The organism is Bradyrhizobium sp. SEMIA, from assembly GCF_014844175.1.
GTDB classification, from domain to species: domain Bacteria; phylum Pseudomonadota; class Alphaproteobacteria; order Rhizobiales; family Xanthobacteraceae; genus Bradyrhizobium; species Bradyrhizobium arachidis.
In genome coordinates, this window is sequence record NZ_CP046601.1 from 3,024,609 (window position 1) to 3,040,411 (window position 15,803).

16 protein-coding genes and 3 pseudogenes are annotated in these 15,803 nt (G+C 64.2%); 12 read left to right on the forward strand and 7 right to left on the reverse strand.

The window, feature by feature from the left end; all coding sequences use genetic code 11:
- Window positions 1-12: 12 nt before the first annotated feature.
- Window positions 13-198, forward strand: a pseudogene (locus FOM02_RS14835) (DUF2274 domain-containing protein); the annotation flags it as partial.
- Between the two features lie 319 nt (window positions 199-517).
- On the opposite strand, the gene FOM02_RS14840 reads toward FOM02_RS14835, so the two are convergent.
- Both FOM02_RS14840 and FOM02_RS46820 read right to left on the reverse strand, forming a co-directional pair.
- Window positions 518-844 carry a LysR substrate-binding domain-containing protein gene (locus tag FOM02_RS14840; protein ID WP_231164421.1) on the reverse strand — a complete coding sequence of 109 codons (327 nt, stop codon included), beginning with the start codon at window positions 842-844 and terminating at the stop codon, window positions 518-520.
- 102 nt (window positions 845-946) lie between these two features.
- Window positions 947-1,150, reverse strand: a pseudogene (locus FOM02_RS46820) (hypothetical protein); the annotation flags it as partial.
- Between the two features lie 45 nt (window positions 1,151-1,195).
- Between FOM02_RS46820 and FOM02_RS14850 the strand changes: the two are divergent.
- Together FOM02_RS14850 and FOM02_RS14855 are read left to right on the forward strand one after the other, a co-directional pair.
- Window positions 1,196-1,531 (forward strand): annotated as a pseudogene (locus tag FOM02_RS14850) (glutamate--tRNA ligase family protein); the annotation flags it as partial.
- A gap of 103 nt (window positions 1,532-1,634) precedes the next feature.
- Window positions 1,635-2,897, forward strand: a complete 1,263-nt coding sequence (locus FOM02_RS14855) for an ATP-binding protein (RefSeq protein ID WP_027562141.1) — start codon at window positions 1,635-1,637, stop codon at window positions 2,895-2,897.
- Here the strand turns inward: FOM02_RS14855 and FOM02_RS14860 are convergent.
- Window positions 2,839-3,717 (reverse strand): YihY/virulence factor BrkB family protein, encoded by an 879-nt coding sequence (locus tag FOM02_RS14860; protein ID WP_027562142.1) that lies wholly within the window; start codon window positions 3,715-3,717, stop codon window positions 2,839-2,841. The two genes, FOM02_RS14855 and FOM02_RS14860, sit on opposite strands and share 59 nt — an antisense overlap.
- Window positions 3,718-3,881: 164 nt before the next feature.
- Here FOM02_RS14860 and FOM02_RS14865 point away from each other — a divergent pair, with 164 nt between their 5' ends.
- The 6 genes from FOM02_RS14865 to FOM02_RS14890 all read left to right on the forward strand — a co-directional run bounded on the left by FOM02_RS14865 (window position 3,882) and on the right by FOM02_RS14890 (window position 8,156).
- A complete protein-coding gene (locus FOM02_RS14865) occupies window positions 3,882-4,076 on the forward strand; it encodes a twin transmembrane helix small protein (protein WP_018646527.1) in 195 nt (64 codons plus the stop codon).
- 86 nt (window positions 4,077-4,162) lie between these two features.
- The gene (locus FOM02_RS14870) at window positions 4,163-4,735 is read left to right on the forward strand and encodes a cob(I)yrinic acid a,c-diamide adenosyltransferase (protein WP_027562143.1); all 573 of its coding nucleotides are present in this window, start codon (window positions 4,163-4,165) and stop codon (window positions 4,733-4,735) included.
- A gap of 181 nt (window positions 4,736-4,916) precedes the next feature.
- A complete protein-coding gene (locus FOM02_RS14875; protein ID WP_028146409.1) occupies window positions 4,917-5,666 on the forward strand; it encodes an electron transfer flavoprotein subunit beta/FixA family protein in 750 nt (249 codons plus the stop codon).
- The gene (locus FOM02_RS14880; RefSeq protein WP_265441851.1) at window positions 5,666-6,652 is read left to right on the forward strand and encodes an electron transfer flavoprotein subunit alpha/FixB family protein; all 987 of its coding nucleotides are present in this window, start codon (window positions 5,666-5,668) and stop codon (window positions 6,650-6,652) included. The genes FOM02_RS14875 and FOM02_RS14880 overlap by 1 nt, the downstream gene beginning before the upstream one ends.
- Window positions 6,653-6,872: 220 nt before the next feature.
- Window positions 6,873-7,754, forward strand: coding sequence for a 3-hydroxybutyryl-CoA dehydrogenase (locus FOM02_RS14885; protein ID WP_027562812.1), 882 nt, complete (start codon window positions 6,873-6,875; stop codon window positions 7,752-7,754).
- Window positions 7,755-7,961: 207 nt separating this feature from the next.
- Complete coding sequence (locus FOM02_RS14890) at window positions 7,962-8,156, forward strand: putative motility protein (protein WP_027562813.1); 195 nt, start codon at window positions 7,962-7,964, stop codon at window positions 8,154-8,156.
- A 6-nt stretch (window positions 8,157-8,162) separates the two neighbouring features.
- Here the strand turns inward: FOM02_RS14890 and tlpA are convergent, their stop codons facing one another.
- Window positions 8,163-8,828: a thiol:disulfide interchange protein TlpA gene (gene tlpA / locus FOM02_RS14895; protein ID WP_027562814.1), complete on the reverse strand. Its 666-nt coding sequence runs from the start codon at window positions 8,826-8,828 to the stop codon at window positions 8,163-8,165.
- Window positions 8,829-8,928: 100 nt separating this feature from the next.
- Between tlpA and argH the strand changes: the two genes are divergently transcribed.
- The 3 genes from argH to lysA all read left to right on the forward strand — a co-directional run bounded on the left by argH (window position 8,929) and on the right by lysA (window position 11,999).
- Entirely contained in the window at window positions 8,929-10,326 is a 1,398-nt protein-coding gene (argH, locus tag FOM02_RS14900; RefSeq protein WP_027562815.1) for an argininosuccinate lyase, read from the forward strand.
- A 93-nt stretch (window positions 10,327-10,419) separates the two neighbouring features.
- Window positions 10,420-10,710 carry an LPS translocon maturation chaperone LptM gene (lptM, locus tag FOM02_RS14905; protein ID WP_027562816.1) on the forward strand — a complete coding sequence of 97 codons (291 nt, stop codon included), beginning with the start codon at window positions 10,420-10,422 and terminating at the stop codon, window positions 10,708-10,710.
- 23 nt (window positions 10,711-10,733) lie between these two features.
- Window positions 10,734-11,999, forward strand: coding sequence for a diaminopimelate decarboxylase (gene lysA, locus FOM02_RS14910; protein WP_027562817.1), 1,266 nt, complete (start codon window positions 10,734-10,736; stop codon window positions 11,997-11,999).
- Window positions 12,000-12,080: 81 nt separating this feature from the next.
- Here lysA and FOM02_RS14915 read toward each other — a convergent pair whose 3' ends face one another.
- From FOM02_RS14915 to FOM02_RS14925, 3 genes are all read right to left on the reverse strand, one after another.
- A complete protein-coding gene (locus tag FOM02_RS14915) occupies window positions 12,081-13,832 on the reverse strand; it encodes a tannase/feruloyl esterase family alpha/beta hydrolase (RefSeq protein WP_265441852.1) in 1,752 nt (583 codons plus the stop codon).
- 313 nt (window positions 13,833-14,145) lie between these two features.
- On the reverse strand, window positions 14,146-15,054 hold the full coding sequence (locus tag FOM02_RS14920) for an NAD(P)-dependent oxidoreductase (RefSeq protein WP_265441853.1): 909 nt from the start codon (window positions 15,052-15,054) through the stop codon (window positions 14,146-14,148).
- Between the two features lie 248 nt (window positions 15,055-15,302).
- Window positions 15,303-15,686 (reverse strand): carboxymuconolactone decarboxylase family protein, encoded by a 384-nt coding sequence (locus tag FOM02_RS14925; protein WP_027562819.1) that lies wholly within the window; start codon window positions 15,684-15,686, stop codon window positions 15,303-15,305.
- Between the last annotated feature and the right edge of the window lie 117 nt (window positions 15,687-15,803).

Below are 15,803 nucleotides of genomic sequence, written 5' to 3' on the forward strand. Positions count from 1 at the left end.
ATCTGAGGGAGCCTTCCAGCGTCAGTCCATCGGGATCTCGTCGCCTATGCGGAGGCTCTGGCGCGCGAAAGCCGGCAGAGCGTCGATCCATCAAAGCTGATCGCACCCATGCTGGCGCGCTTCATGGCCACGGACCGCGGCTTTGCGAAACTGCGCCGGGCAATTCAGTCGGAGAAGACCCGCGGAGGTGAAGAATAACGCTCCGAAAGGAGATCGAGGAAATTCCTCAGAGCCGGGTTCTCATTGTCAGGTCGCCAATGCGCATAGAAATTCAGCCGGCTTGTCCCTGTTCCGTCCATCAGTTCTCGAAATACCAATCCGGCAAATGTCTTTGTGATATCGGACTCGATTGTCAGACTCAGCCCCATTCCCATGCTTACGAGACTTTTGATAACGCCACGGCCGACGTTATGACGCGAAAGCGAGGGACGGCGATCTGGAGCAAGAAACTTTGAGACTAATATATCCTCCAGCTCCTGGCCTGGATCATGCTGGCTCAAGAGATTTGTTTCACTAACTAGATCGCTCCAGTAAATGACTTCGCGAGAAGGCAGTAGTTCTGAGGCAGCAATGCCACAATGTTTTCGCTCCAAAGCCGTAGCGTGCTGGTCTCTTTTGAAAGTGGGCGTCCCGGGCTGATGACCACATCGATGGCTCCGCTGTGAAGTGTGGTCATCAGGCGGAGACGGGAGAGCTCTGTCGTTCCGAGCCCGATCTGCGAGAACCGTCTCTTGAATTCCGCTACGGCATCCCGCAGTTTTCCATTAGCGATGGACGTGCAGAAGCCTATGGCAAGGTGGCCAGAGTCACCGCGAGCATTAGACTGACCGGCGTCGACGAGCACGTCAAGCTCCTCCAATATTGACTGTGCAATTCGGAGAACCGTTCGGCCTGTGATAGTAGGCTTGATCCCGCCGCTTGAGCGCTCGAACAAAGAAGCTCCGACGAGATGCTCGAGCTCGCTAACTGTGCGACTGAGAACGGTGTGCTTGATCGAAGGTTCTTCTGCGGCTCTTAGACTCGCTTGCTTCCCGCATCGACCGTCCCACCCACCTCGCAAATTATTAACGCCTTGGACCGCGGAACGCGCGCGAGCTACTGCGGTCGTGCGTGGGACAACGTCCGCCGCTTCACACGACGGCCTTTTCAACCTGGTCTAATGCGAGCTGTCGCCATCGATGCAAGATTGGACTTCCGCGGCACCGTCCCGGCGCGGCCGGAGACCTGGGGCGACGTCATCCTGGCCCGCAAGGAGACCCCGACCAGCTACCACCTGTCCGTGGTCGTCGACGACGCCCTCCAGGACGTCAGCGAGGTGGTGCGTGGCCAGGACCTGTTTCATGCCACCTCGGTGCACCGCCTGCTCCAGGCCCTGCTCGGTCTGCCGCAACCGGCCTATCGCCACCACGGCCTGATTCGCGATGGCGAGGGGCGGAAGCTGTCGAAGTCAGACCGCTCGACCGGCCTGCGCGAGTTGCGCGCAGCCGGCATGACACCCGCCGGTATCCGCCAGCTGGTGGGATTAGGTTAAGTTTCTCTGGGGTTTAGCCAAACGCCGCCGTGACTCCAGGTGTTCCGCCGTGCCATTCTTGCCGCGAGCCCGGGGTTCGAAGGATGTTCTTCGAAGGGGAGTTATGGCGGCGAAAACGCGCCCAGCGCGCACCACGCGGATGTCCAGGCGACCGCCTCGGAAGCAGTCCGGGACGGCCGGCCGGTTGCGTCAGCGCAGCACCAAGGCGGACGCGCCGGACGTGGTCCAGGCCGCGCTCGCTGCCTTTGCTCATGAGGTCCGCACCCCCCTGACCGGCATTCTCGCGATCAGCGACCTGCTCGCGACCTCCGATCTCGGCGAGCGGGAGCGGCGCTGGGCCGACACCATCAAGGCCGGCGCCGAGCATCTGGCGAGCCTCGCCACGCTGTTCGTGGACGCTGCCAGAACAGGGACGGGCGGCAACACGCTGCGCCAGGACCTGTTCGACCTCAGGACGCTCGCCCGCAGCGCCGGCGATTCGCTGGCTGGCCGTGCCGCGGCCAAGGGCCTCCAGGCTGAGGTCGAGATCTCCGGAAAGCTGCCGGGCCTCGTGGTCGGCGACTCGGTCCGGCTGCGCGCCGCGCTGGAGAACCTGATCGACAATGCCGTCAAATTCACCGAGCATGGCGGTGTGGCGCTCGCGGTGGCGCCCTGGCGCCCCGCCAAGGGCAGGAAGAGCGACAAGGCGAAGGGGAGGGTCGGGGTCGCCTTCTCGGTCTCCGACAGCGGCATCGGCCTCACCATGGCCGAGATCAAGCGGCTGTTCCGCCCGTTCACCCAGGCGAACGTCACCATCGCCTCGCGCTTCGGCGGCGCCGGGCTCGGCCTGTCCTCGGTGAAGCAACTGGCGCGCGCGATGGGCGGCGACATCACCGTCGCGCCGCGCCGCGGCGGCGGCGCCACCTTCACGTTGACCGTGTCGCTGGAGGCGGCGGGGCCGGCAAGGTCCCGCAGATCGAAGAACGGCAGTGAAGCGGATGCAATGGCTGCGCTGCGCGTGCTCAGCGTCGAGGACAATCCGTTCGGCCGCGTCGTGCTCAACACCATCCTGACCGAGCTCGGCCATCATGCCGAGTTCGTCGGGCGCGGCGAGGACGCGGTCGACCGGCTGGCGCAGGGCGCGTTTGATGCGGTGCTGATGGACATGGTGCTGCCGGGCATTGACGGCATCGAGGCCATCAGGCGGATCCGCACCATGCCGGCGCCGCTGGCCCAGATCCCCATCATCGGCGTGTCCGGCCGCGGCGAGGACGAGGTGGCCTCGCGCGAGGCCGGCGCCGACGCCTTCCTGGTCAAGCCCGTGTCGCCTAGGGCTTTAGCGACTGCGCTGCTTGAAGCGAGACGCCGTGAGGAAGCCGCGACTTGATGATCGCGGCGTTGAGCTCGCCTCCGTAAACGAAGATCGCGGCGATGAAATACAAGAACACCAGGGCGATGATCACCGAGGCGAGCCCCGCATACATCGTTACGTAGTTGTTGGCGAAGCGCGCCAGGTACTGGCCGAACACGACGCCCGAGATTAGCGACGCCACCATCGTGAACACGATGCCGGGCAGGATCTGGAAGAAGCTGCGCCGTCCCGCCGGCAGCCAGGCGTGCAGGATGAACAGTGCTACCACCAGCGCGGCGATGGTGATGCCGTAGCGCAGCCAGGTGAGGATGCTTTCGTTGGATTCGACGAACAGCGGAATGTGGCGCCGCGCCGCCTCGATGAGCAGCGGGCCGAGCACGATCAGGAACGCCATGGCGAGCGCGGTGAAGGCGGCGACCAGCGTATAGCCGATCGATTCCAGACGCAGCCAGTACCAGCGCCGCATCTCCACCACGGCATAGGCGCGATTGAGCGCGACCCGCAACGCCTCGACGCCATTGGAGGCGAAGTAGACCGACAGCGCCGCGCCGATGGTCAGCACGCCGGAGCGGGTCGTGGTCAGCACGTCGTGCACCTCGCCCGAGATCGAATCGGAGACCTGCTTGGGCCAGACCTGCAGCATCAGGCTGGCGGCCTGGTCGGCAAGTTCCTTGGAGCCGAAGAACCCGGCGAGCGATGTCAGCACGATCAGGAACGGGAACAGCGCCATCAGCGTCGACAGCGCGATGTGGCTCGCGATCGCCCAGCCATCGTCGGCCAGGAACGTGTAGAAGGCGTCCTCCACGACGTTGTAGATGGTACGGATTGCCTTCACTGTGTGCCCTGTACTGCTCCCTCGTCCCGCCCTCGGGGGGAGGCGAAGACGGCCGACGACGGACGCAAATCGGAAATCATGCCGTTAGCTTCTGACATTCTCGGCCTGAAAGCCAGATCGCCAACGCCATGGCGGACCGCCGCACACGGTGTTATCACCCCCTAATGGCATCTATCCTGAGTACTTTCATCCTGCCGATCGCGGTCGGCGCCGTGGCGCTGGTACTGCTGCTCGGCCTCGTCAACATGATGCGCGGCGGCTCGCCCAACACCTCGCAGAAGCTGATGCGCTGGCGCGTGCTGCTTCAGTTCGTGGCGATCGTCATCGCGATGGCCGCGGTCTGGGCGATGGGGCGATAGGACATGATCCGGACCCGAAGGGCCGCGTTAGCGCAAAGTGTGAAGCGGTTTTTCGACAAGATCATGCCCTAAAACAAGAGGTCCATATGGTCGTATTGAACCGCATCTATACGAAGACCGGTGACGACGGCACGACAGCGCTCGGCTCGGGCGAGCGCCGTCCGAAATATGATCTGCGTATCGCGGCCTATGGCACGGTCGACGAGACCAATGCCGCAATCGGCGTGGTGCGGTTGCACACCCGTGACATGCCCGAGTTCGACGCGATGCTCGGCCGCATCCAGAACGATCTGTTCGATCTCGGCGCCGATCTCGCAGTGCCCGAGCGGGAAGGCAAAGCGGAGCGGCTGCGGGTTGTCGCGAGCCAGGTCGAGCGGCTCGAGCGCGACATCGACGCACTCAACGACAAGCTCGCGCCGCTGACGTCCTTTGTGCTGCCGGGCGGCACGCCGGCCGCGGCCTACCTCCACGTCGCCCGCACGATATGCCGCAGGGCGGAACGCGTAATCGTGGAACTGGCGGCGCAGCCCGGCGAGCCCGTTGGTAGCGCTGGCATCCAGTATATGAACCGCCTGTCGGACTTCCTGTTCGTGGCCAGCCGCGCCGCTAACCATAACGGCTCCGGCGATGTGCTCTGGGTTCCTGGCCAGAACCGCTGACCCATTGAGATCAGCATTTCTAAGGTCTAAAATTTGGCTCTGTCGCGCGTTGACCGGGCCGGATCAGGCCTTTAGGTTCCGCGCCAGTTGAATAACCCCCCTCCTAAATTGAGTGAAAGAGGATCGATGAAGGTCTTAGTGCCGGTAAAGCGGGTGGTCGATTACAAGTGAAAGAGGATCGATGAAGGTCTTAGTGCCGGTAAAGCGGGTGGTCGATTACAACGTCAAGGTCCGCGTCAAGGGCGATGGATCGGGCGTTGAACTCGCCAACGTCAAAATGTCCATGAACCCGTTCGACGAGATCGCGGTCGAGGAAGCGCTGCGCCTGAAGGAAGGCGGCAAGGCGACCGAGGTCGTGGTGGTCTCCATCGGACCGGCGCAGGCGTCGGAGACGATCCGTACCGGTCTTGCCATGGGCGCCGATCGCGGCATCCTGGTGAAGGCCGAGGGCAACGTCGAGCCGCTCGCCGTCGCCAAGATCCTGAAGAAGGTTGCTGAAGAGGAGCAGCCGGGCCTGATCATCCTCGGCAAGCAGGCGATCGACGACGACAGCAACCAGACCGGCCAGATGCTGGCCGCGCTGCTCGGCTGGTCGCAAGCGACCTTCGCTTCGAAGCTCGAGGTCGAAGGTTCGGACTTCAAGGTCACGCGCGAAGTCGACGGCGGCCTGCAGACCGTGAAGCTGAAGGGACCGGCGATCGTCACCACAGACCTTCGCCTCAACGAGCCGCGCTATGCCTCGCTGCCCAACATCATGAAGGCGAAGAAGAAGCCGATCGCGGAGAAGGCCGTCGCCGATTACGGCGTCGACGTCACCGCGCGTCTCGAGGTTCTCAAGACGACTGAACCGGCGGGCCGCAAGGCGGGCGTCAAGGTGAAGGACGTCGCCGAGCTGGTGTCGAAACTCAAGAACGAAGCCGGGGTGCTCTGATGACGACGCTTCTGATTGCCGAACACGACAATGCGTCGTTGAAGGATGCGACCAACAAGGCCCTGACCGCGGCTGCCGCGCTCGGCGCGGACGTCGAGGTGCTGGTGGCCGGCCAGAACGCCAAGGCCGCGGCGGACGCCGCTGCCAAGCTCGCCGGCGTCAAGAAGGTGCTGCTCGCCGACGGCGAGACCTATGCGCACGATCTCGCCGAGCCGCTGGCCGCGCTGATCGTCTCGCTGGCGCCGTCCTATGACGCGATCGTCGCGCCCGCGACCTCGCGCTTCAAGAACGTGATGCCGCGTGTCGCAGCCCTGCTCGACGTCATGCAGGTCTCGGAGATCATCAAGGTGGTCGCGCCCGATACCTATGAGCGTCCGATCTATGCCGGCAACGCCATCCAGACGGTGAAGTCGAAGGACGCCAAGAAGGTCATCACGGTCCGCACCTCCACCTTCGCCGCTGCCGGTGAAGGCGGCAGCGCGCCGGTCGAGAGCGTTGCTGCGGCGGCCGATCCGGGCCTGTCGACCTTCGTCGGCGAGGAAGTCGCCAAGAGCGACCGTCCGGAGCTGACCTCGGCCAAGATCATCGTCTCCGGTGGCCGTGCCATGCAGAGCCGCGAGAACTTCGCCAAGTACATCGAGCCGCTGGCCGACAAGCTCGGCGCCGGCGTCGGTGCCTCGCGCGCAGCGGTGGACGCCGGCTATGCCCCGAACGACTGGCAGGTCGGCCAGACCGGCAAGGTGGTGGCCCCCGAGCTCTATGTCGCGGTGGGCATTTCCGGCGCGATCCAGCATCTGGCCGGAATGAAGGACTCCAAGGTGATCGTCGCGATCAACAAGGACGAGGACGCGCCGATCTTCCAGGTCGCCGACTACGGCCTGGTCGCCGACCTCTACCAGGCGGTTCCGGAGCTGACGGCCGAACTCGTACGGCCTGGTCGCCGACCTCTACCAGGCGGTTCCGGAGCTGACGGCCGAACTCGGTAAGCTCGGCAAGTAAACGCGTTAAAAACACCGGCCGGAGGCATAAACTCCGGCCGGTTTTTCTTTTTCGAGGCGTTTTCTTTGGCGTGGGGCACGCCTTCGAAGCGATCCAATCTAGGTTTCGAGCCCGGGTTCTGATTAAATCGGCTTCTGGTCAAATCAGACCTCCCGGCTCAGGGGATAGGCAGGGCGCGATCTGCGCGCCGTTCCGGTGGATGACATTATGGCGGCAGTGATCAAGAAGGTCGGCGTGATCGGCGCGGGTCAGATGGGCAATGGCATCGCGCATGTCGCGGCGCTGGCCGGCTTCGACGTGGTGCTCAACGACGTTTCGGCCGACCGCCTCAAGTCGGGCATGGCCACCATCAACGGCAATCTGGCACGCCAGGTCTCCAAGAAGGCCGTGACCGAGGACGACAAGGCCAAGGCGGTCGCGCGCATCAAGCTCGCCGAGAAGCTGGACGACCTCGCCGACTGCGACCTCGTGATCGAGACCGCGGTCGAGAAGGAAGAGGTCAAGCGCAAGATCTTCCATGAGCTCTGCGCGATCTTGAAGCCGGAGGCGATCGTCGCCTCCGACACCTCGTCGATCTCGATCACCCGGCTCGCCGCCGCCACCGACCGGCCCGAGCGCTTCATCGGCATTCACTTCATGAATCCGGTGCCGCTGATGGAGCTGGTCGAGCTGATCCGTGGCATCGCCACTGACGATGCGACCTTCGATGCGTCCAAGGAATTCGTCGCCAAGCTCGGCAAGCAGGTCGCCGTCTCCGAGGATTTCCCGGCCTTCATCGTCAACCGCATCCTGCTGCCGATGATCAACGAGGCGATCTACACGCTGTATGAAGGCGTCGGCAATGTCGAGGCGATCGACGCGGCGATGAAGCTCGGCGCCCATCATCCGATGGGTCCGCTGGAGCTTGCCGATTTCATCGGCCTCGATACCTGCCTGTCGATCATGCAGGTGCTGCACGAGGGCCTCGCCGACTCCAAGTACCGCCCGTGCCCGCTGCTGGTGAAATACGTCGAGGCCGGTTGGCTTGGCCGCAAGACCCAGCGCGGCTTCTACGACTACCGCGGCGCCAAGCCGGTTCCGACGCGCTGATCCAATTCTCCAGTACTGTAGGGTGGGCAAAGGCGCGCAGCGCAGTGCCCACCGTCCCCCTTTTGATCACACGATGGAATTGGTGGGCACGCTTCGCTTTGCCCACCCTACGGCACTATCGCCCTGCGGACGTGCATCCGCCCAGTGACAATTCATGTCCCGTTAACCGCTCGCCTCTAGGCTGCGCCCGGTACGAGGGTTCGCGTAATGGACATGATGGCAATGGTCAGCACCATGCTGGCCGCACAGCAAGGCGCGCTGCAATCGAATATCGCGGCGACGCTGACCAAGCAGAACATGGACATGGAGAAATCCACGGTCCTGACGCTGCTTGGCGCCGGTCAGCCCTCCCTCGCCAATGTTGGCCCCGGCGTCGGCGGCAACCTCAACGTCACGGCCTGAAAACGCTTAAAGCGACGCGGCGGCCTTGCCGGTCGCGGCCCGGAGCAGCTTGAGCGCGTCCTCGCTCGCCCATTCCGCCGGCCCGGCGATCGTCGCGATTTCGCAGCCCTGCGGGTCGACCAGCACCGAGGTCGGCATGCCCAGCGCCCGGCCTATGGCCTTAAGATCTTGGAAAACCTTGGCTTTCTGGTCGTTGAAGTAGCCGAGCCGGGTCAGATTGGCCTCTTTCAGGAAGGTTTTCGGCTTCTCCGGGTCGCGGGTGTCGATATTGATCGCCACGACCTCGAAATTCGGGCCCGACAGCTTGCCCTGGAGCTCGTCCAGCGCCGGCATCTCCTTCCGGCACGGCACGCACCAGGTGGCCCAGAGGTTCACCAGCAGCGTCTTGCCGCGGAAATCCGAGAGCTTCTTCGGCTTGCCGTCGGCATCCTCGAAGGTGAGGTCGGGCAGCTTCAGGGGCGCGCTGGCCATGGTCAGGGCGGCCAGCTCGCCATGGGCGAGCGGGGCGATCTTCTGGGCCGTGGCCACCGCCGGCTTGCAGGTCGGATCGCCTGAAGGCGCCCGGCTCAGGCCCAGCCCGTACAGCGCGGCGAAGCCGGCGAGGCCACCGACCACGACGGTGGCGATGACGATGGGGATCCGGCGCGTGGCGGAGGGCTTCTTGTCGAGCATATCGTTTGTCATCCGGTCGCAGATATGGCTATCAGGGGCCTCTTAATACGGCTGGCAGCTGTCAGCAAACATGCGGCAAGCAGGACGTGAGCAGGGGATCATGAGCAACAAGATGTGGGGCGGCCGGTTCTCGGAACGTCCCGATGAGATCATGGAAGAGATCAACGTCTCCATCGACGTCGATCGTCACCTCTTCGCCCAGGACATTGCCGCGTCCAAGGCCCACGCCGCGATGTTGGCCAGCCAGGGCATCATCACGGCTTCTGATGCGAAAAATATCGGCAAGGGTCTAGACACGATCTTGTCAGAGATCGGCAAGGGCGACTTCACGTTCAAGCGCGCGCTCGAAGATATCCATATGAACGTCGAGAGCCGCCTGTCCGAGCTGATCGGTCCCGCCGCCGGCCGCCTGCATACCGCGCGCTCGCGCAACGACCAGGTCGCGACCGACTTCCGTCTCTATGTCCGTGACATCGTCGACGAGACCGACGCCGCGCTCGCGGAGTTCCAGCAGGCGCTGGTGGAGCGCGCGCTGGAGCATGCCGGCACCGTGATGCCCGGCTTCACGCATCTGCAGACCGCGCAACCCGTCACCTTCGGCCATCATCTGCTCGCCTATGTCGAGATGGCCGCGCGCGACCGCGGCCGTTTCCAGGACGCGCGCAAGCGGCTCAATGAATCCCCGCTCGGTGCCGCCGCGCTCGCCGGCACCTCGTTCCCGATCGACCGCCATGCCACCGCGAAGGCGCTTCTCTTCGATCGCCCGATGGCGAACTCGCTCGATGCGGTTTCCGATCGCGACTTCGTGCTGGAGACGTTGTCGGCGGCCTCGATCTGCGCCGTGCACATGTCGCGCTTTGCCGAGGAGATCGTGATCTGGACCTCGCCGCTGGTCGGGCTGATCCGCCTCAGCGACAAGTTCACCACAGGCTCCTCGATCATGCCGCAGAAGCGCAATCCGGATGCCGCCGAACTCGTGCGCGCCAAGACCGGTCGCGTCATCGGTGCGCTCAACGGCCTCCTGATCGTGATGAAGGGCCTGCCGCTCGCCTACCAAAAGGACATGCAGGAGGACAAGCAGGGCGCCATGGAGGGCTTTGCCGCGCTGTCGCTGGCGATCCGCGCCATGACCGGCATGGTCCGTGACCTCGTGCCCGACGAGGCCAAGATGAAGGCTGCCGCGGGCGAGGGCTATGCCACCGCGACGGACCTTGCCGACTGGCTGGTGCGGACGCTGAAGATGCCGTTCCGCGACGCCCACCACGTCACCGGCCGCATCGTCGCCAAGGCCGCCGAGGGCGGCGTGGCGCTGCACGAGCTGCCGCTCAAGGAGATGCAGGCGATCGAGCCCAAGATCACCAAGGATGTGCTCGCCGTGCTCTCGGTCGAATCGTCGGTGAAGAGCCGGACCAGCTTCGGCGGCACCGCGCCGAAGAACGTGGCGTCGCAGGCAAAGAGCTGGGCGAAGCGGCTGGAAAAAGAGCGAAAATTGGGCTGAGGGCAAAATTTCGCTTATGTTTCATGGTCATCCGGCTCTCGCCAGAGCGCGCCAATCTCTGTATGGTGCGCGCCGCGTAGTGGGGATTTCGTCGTGACGTCAAAGTTTCGCCCGGCCGGCTCGGGGTGGGCCATCATTGTCTTGAGCCTGACGGCGCTCGCGCTGGCCGGCTGCGGCCGCAAGGGCCCGCTGGATCTGCCGCCGACCGCCTCCAGCGCGTCCACGGCCAATATCGCAGCGCCGACCGACACCGAGATCGAAGCCCAGAAGACGCCGAGCGTGTTCAACCCCACCTATGGTGCGGATGCTGCGCCGGCGGCGCCCAAGGGCACCAAGAAATCGTTTATCCTCGACCCGCTCCTGGACGAAAGACCCAGCCGGTAGGCTGGCGCAACCGAGCCAACGCCATGAACCATTTCGACTACCGCAACGGCGTGCTGCACGCCGAGGCGGTGAACCTGTCCGAGCTGGCCGCAACCATCGGCACGCCGTTCTACTGCTATTCGACCGCGACGCTGGAGCGGCACTACCGCGTCTTCACCGACGCCTTCGCCGGCGAGAAGGTGCTGGTCTGCTACGCCATGAAGGCGAACTCCAACCAGTCCGTGCTGCGCACGCTGGCCAAGCTCGGGGCCGGCGCCGACGTCGTCTCCGGCGGTGAGCTGAAGCGCGCGCTGGCCGCGGGCATTCCCGGCGGCAAGATCGTGTTCTCCGGCGTCGGCAAGACGGAGGCGGAGCTGCGCGCGGCGCTCGCCGCCGACATCCTCTGCCTCAACATCGAATCCGAGCCGGAGCTCGAGCTGCTCTCGCGCCTTGCGACCGAGATGGGCAAGACCGCGCGCATCTCCGTGCGCGTCAATCCCGACGTCGATGCCGGCACGCACGCAAAGATCTCGACCGGCAAGTCCGAGAACAAGTTCGGCATCCCGATCGCCTATGCCCGCGAGGTCTATGCCCGCGCCGCCAAGCTGCCGGGCATCGAGGTGACCGGCACCGACGTCCATATCGGCAGCCAGATCACCGATCTGTCCAAGATGGAGACCGCGTTCCGCATCCTCTCCGAATTCGTGCAGACGCTGCGCAGCGACGGCCACAACATCTCCCACGTCGATTTCGGCGGCGGGCTCGGCATTCCCTATTACATGGACCGCGACGCGCCGCCGGCGCCCGATGCCTATGCCGCCATGGTCAAGCGCGTCAGCCACAATCTCGGCTGCACGCTGATGTTCGAGCCGGGCCGCATGATCGTCGGTAATGCCGGCATCCTCGTCGCCAAGGTGATCTATGTGAAGCACGGCGACGGCAAGAACTTCGTCATTATCGATGCCGCGATGAACGATCTGATCCGCCCGACGCTGTATGAGGCCCATCACGATATCCTGCCGGTGATGCAGCCGGCCAAGGGCGCCACCACCATCATGGCCGATGTGGTCGGCCCGGTCTGCGAGACCGGCGACTATCTCGCGCTCGACCGCACGCTGCCGACGCCGAAGGCGGGCGATCTCCTCGCCATCATGACCGCGGGTGCCTACGGTGCGGTGCAGGCCGGCACCTACAACACGCGGCCGCTGGTGCCCGAGGTGCTGGTGAAGGACGACCAATACGCCGTGGTCCGCCCGCGCGTGGAGGTCGAGCAATTGATCGCGATGGACACGCCAGCGCCGTGGCTGTGAGCCACGCCATCGTCGCGCGAAAATCCGCATCTGAGGGATAGCAGGGCCGGCGAGCATGTGCTTGCCGGTCCTGCCTGTATGTCACGGCCCGTATTTCGGAGCCGGCTTCTGATTGAAGTCGTTCTCGTCGGTGATGCAGGTGAAGTTCGCGGCAATGCTGGTGCTGCCGCTGCCGTTGTATTTCGCGACCTTGGGGAAGACGCAGAGCGGCCGCGTCATCTGCACCGCCGGCGGCGTGTCATCGACGAACTTGGTGGCGAGGATCGTGTCCGGGGCGACCCCGGCCTCGACCCATTTGACAAGCGGTGTGAGCGCATCGAACGTGTTGGGACCGGGCCCGCCCGAGCAGTGATACATCCCGGGCACCATGAACAGCCGCGCATAGCTCTGGGTCCGTCGCAGCGCCGGATTGCCAGGTCCATTGCCATGTCCGTTGTCATGATCGAAGAACCCGACCGGCTGGAAGCCCTGACCTTCATTCCCCACCAGCGCGAGGAAATAATTGATGCTGCTCTGTGACGGAATCAGCGGGTCGGCCCAGCCGTGATACATCAAGAGCTTGCCGCCGTGCTCGCGGAACTCGCTGAGATCGGTGCTGGTTGCGTTCAGCACCGCCGCAAGCTGGTCGTCGACTTTTGCGATGTCGTGGTGGAAGTCGAAATTGGCAAAATTGGTTGGGCTTGAAGGATAGCCGAAGCTTGGGCCGAACACCCAGTAGAACAGGCCGTCGAAGGCCGGCTCAGGGAGACGCTCCTGGAACGCGAGGCCAAGTGCGCGGATGTCGTCGGTCTCGTTGCCGCGCTGGGAGCCCGGATTGATGATCTGCCCGTTCACCGGGTCGATCGTGCCGGCATAATAGCGCTGCATGGTCGTGACCTGCTCCGAGGTCAGGCACGCAGGCGGCGCGTTGCCACCTTTGCAGAGCAGGACCTTCGGATCGAAACGGCAATCGCGCGGATCGGTCAGGAACTGGTCGGTCTTGGCGCCGCCGTCCTGGCCGACGCATTGCTTGAGCACGGCCTGGTTGATCAGCGTCATCTGGCCGGTCTGGATGAACCGGCCCGGGGTCGCATGCGCGTTCTGCCAGCTGTAGAGCCCGGCCATGTGCAGGTGGGTGCGGTTGAACGCGGCTGCGCCCGCCAGGATGCCGTCGTAATCGTTGGGGAAGCGCTGCGCCTCCATCAGGGCGTTCTGGCCGCCGGTCGAGCAGCCGGCGAAATAGGCCCTTTGCGGCCGCTGCCCGTAGAACGCGTTGGCGATTTCCTTGCCGCGGACGGTCATCAGATGGATCGCGCGATAGCCGAAATCCTTGATCCGCTCGGGATGCCCGAACAGGCCGGTCGATGGCGCCGCCGGATCGCCGAATTGAATGGCGAGCGGATTGCCCATGTTGCCGGCCGAGCCGCAGAACAGCGGGTTGCATCCCGAAGACCCGGTGCCGAGATCGCTGTTGGTCGCGGCAAAGCCGGCCTGGATGCCGCTGGCGAGCTCGCTATAGGTGATCACGCCTTGGAAGCCGCCGCCGCCGGTGCCGAGGAACCTGCCGTTCCAGTTGGTTTCGGGCAGCCAGACTTCGATCTTGATGCTGGAATCAGAACTCGGGACCAGGGTCGCGGTGACGCGGCAGAACGCGGGAAGGCCGGTGATCGGGCTCGCGCCAGGCGGCACGAAGGTGCCGGTCGTGTTGTCGTCCGCCGAATTGATCACCGTGTGCTGGAGTTGCAAGGATCGAAGATTAGTGCACGCCGTCGCCATTGCGGGCGAAGTACCGATTGCGACACAGGCAAACAGGGCCATGGTCGCACCGACAAGTAAGTGTCGATGACGCTTCATTCCGTCCTCCCTGATTTTTTTGCAGGCTAGAGAGGACAGGATAACTTACAAAGATTACAACTCAAGGGTGAATGGAGACGTAGAGCAAATAACAGCAAGCTCGCGTTTTGGTTGTGCGGGCTGTGCGGGGCGACGGTGAGCGCGACGCCGGCTCAACAAAGTTGGTCGTCCCTGCGAACGCAGGGACCCATAGCCACAGGGAGGAGTTTGGCGCGACGCTGAGAACTCCGAGTCTTCGCCAAACTCCCGCCTGTGGTTATGGGTCCCGGGTTCGCGCTTTGCGCGCCCCGGGACGACGGCGGAGAACGCAACACTACTTTCCGGCCAATCCGCCGGTCTTCCCGCCGACCACGACGCCCGCCTTCTTCTCGATCGGCTTGATCGCCGCGGTGAAATCGGACTCGGCGCCTTCCGCAGCTATCACGGTCTCCCACAAACGTCCGACCGCGTCCGCAACCTCCATCGACAGGCCAAGGTGCTTCATCTCCTCCAGCGCGAGCCGCACGTCCTTCACCATCAATCCCGTGGCGAAGCCGAAGTCGAACGTTCGCGGCAGCACCGAGCGCGGAAACTTGTCGCGGCTCGCGGTGTTCATGCCCGAGCCGGCATTGATGACGTCGATCATCACGGCGGGATCGAGCCCGGCTTTGACGCCCATCACCACCGCTTCCGACGTCGCCACCATCGCTGTGGCCGACAGGAAATTGTTGGCGAGCTTCATGGTCTGCGCCGCGCCGGGCTTCTCGCCGATGAAGAACACTTTTCCGATCACGTCGAGCGCCGGCTTGAGCAGCTCGAACTCGGCCTTCGGCCCCGACACCATCACCGCCAGCGTGCCCTTCTCGGCGCCGCCGACGCCACCGGACACCGGGCAGTCGATCTGCACGATGTTCCGCTTGGCGAGCAAGCCGTGAATTTTCACTGCCATCGCCGAGCCGACGGTGGAGAGATCGATGAAGCGCTTTGCACGCTTGCCCTCGATCACGCCATTGGCGCCCGTCGCGACCTCGAGCGATGCCTGCAGCGAGGGCAGGCTCGCCATCACGGTCTCGACCTGGTCGGCGACGTCCTTCGGCGATGCCGCAGCCGTTGCGCCGCGCGCCACCAGTCCGTCCGTGACCTCCTTGCGCGTGTCGAACACGACGAGCTTGTGGCCGGCCTCGATCAACCGCCGCGCCATCGGGAAACCCATGTTTCCGAGGCCGATGAATCCGATGTCCATGGTGTTTCCTTGTTTCTTCTTGGTTGCTGTGAAAGATTCTCGTTCCATCCTCGCTGTCGTCCCGGACAAGCGCGCCTTAGGCGCGCGCCGATCCGGGACCGATAACCACAGGGAGGAGTCGTCGTGCCGAAGCGTTCACTCCGAGTCCCCGCAACCACATCTTCCTGTGGCTATGGGTCCCGGATCTGCGCTTCGCTTGTCCGGGACGACGGAGGTGAGGGCGTTGCGTCCCTGACCTCGCTCGCCCTTCACGCCTTCCCGTCGATCTCCGCGAACACCTCGCGCGCGATGCGAAAACTGTCGACGGCGGCGGGCATGCCGCCATAGATCGCGACCTGCATCAGGATCTCGCGGATCTCGTCGCGCGTGACGCCGTTGGTCAGCGCGCCCTTCAGATGCGCGCGAAACTCGTGCTGGCGGTTGAGGATCGCGATCATCGCGATGTTGAGCATGCTGCGGGTCTTGCGCGGCAGCTCCTCGCGGCCCCACACCGTGCCCCAGCAATATTCGTTGAGCATCTCCTGGAACGGGCGGTTGAAATCATCAACGTTCTTCAGGGCATTGTTGACATAGGTCTCGCCCAGCACCGCTTTGCGGACTTCCAGGCCCTTGTCGTGCATCTTCTTGTCCATGGCGTTTCCTCATCTCTCCCTCGGGGATGGCGCGGAAATTACGGGGTTGCATCAAGCCAGTCACGTCCTCGTGTTATGCGGGAAAAGGGGTGTCTCCCGTACAGGAACGGATGCCTC

What these genes read in the sequence shown, in the direction of transcription:
- FOM02_RS14880 (WP_265441851.1), top strand. Translation starts at nt 5,666, where the DNA reads ATGACGACGCTTCTGATTGCCGAACACGACAATGCGTCGTTGAAGGAT.
- lysA (WP_027562817.1), top strand. Translation starts at nt 10,734, where the DNA reads ATGAACCATTTCGACTACCGCAACGGCGTGCTGCACGCCGAGGCGGTG.
- FOM02_RS14925 (WP_027562819.1), bottom strand. Translation starts at nt 15,686, where the DNA reads ATGGACAAGAAGATGCACGACAAGGGCCTGGAAGTCCGCAAAGCGGTG.
- FOM02_RS14875 (WP_028146409.1), top strand. Translation starts at nt 4,917, where the DNA reads ATGAAGGTCTTAGTGCCGGTAAAGCGGGTGGTCGATTACAACGTCAAG.
- FOM02_RS14915 (WP_265441852.1), bottom strand. Translation starts at nt 13,832, where the DNA reads ATGAAGCGTCATCGACACTTACTTGTCGGTGCGACCATGGCCCTGTTT.
- FOM02_RS14865 (WP_018646527.1), top strand. Translation starts at nt 3,882, where the DNA reads ATGGCATCTATCCTGAGTACTTTCATCCTGCCGATCGCGGTCGGCGCC.
- argH (WP_027562815.1), top strand. Translation starts at nt 8,929, where the DNA reads ATGAGCAACAAGATGTGGGGCGGCCGGTTCTCGGAACGTCCCGATGAG.
- FOM02_RS14885 (WP_027562812.1), top strand. Translation starts at nt 6,873, where the DNA reads ATGGCGGCAGTGATCAAGAAGGTCGGCGTGATCGGCGCGGGTCAGATG.
- FOM02_RS14920 (WP_265441853.1), bottom strand. Translation starts at nt 15,054, where the DNA reads ATGGACATCGGATTCATCGGCCTCGGAAACATGGGTTTCCCGATGGCG.
- FOM02_RS14890 (WP_027562813.1), top strand. Translation starts at nt 7,962, where the DNA reads ATGGACATGATGGCAATGGTCAGCACCATGCTGGCCGCACAGCAAGGC.
- tlpA (WP_027562814.1), bottom strand. Translation starts at nt 8,828, where the DNA reads ATGCTCGACAAGAAGCCCTCCGCCACGCGCCGGATCCCCATCGTCATC.
- FOM02_RS14870 (WP_027562143.1), top strand. Translation starts at nt 4,163, where the DNA reads ATGGTCGTATTGAACCGCATCTATACGAAGACCGGTGACGACGGCACG.
- FOM02_RS14855 (WP_027562141.1), top strand. Translation starts at nt 1,635, where the DNA reads ATGGCGGCGAAAACGCGCCCAGCGCGCACCACGCGGATGTCCAGGCGA.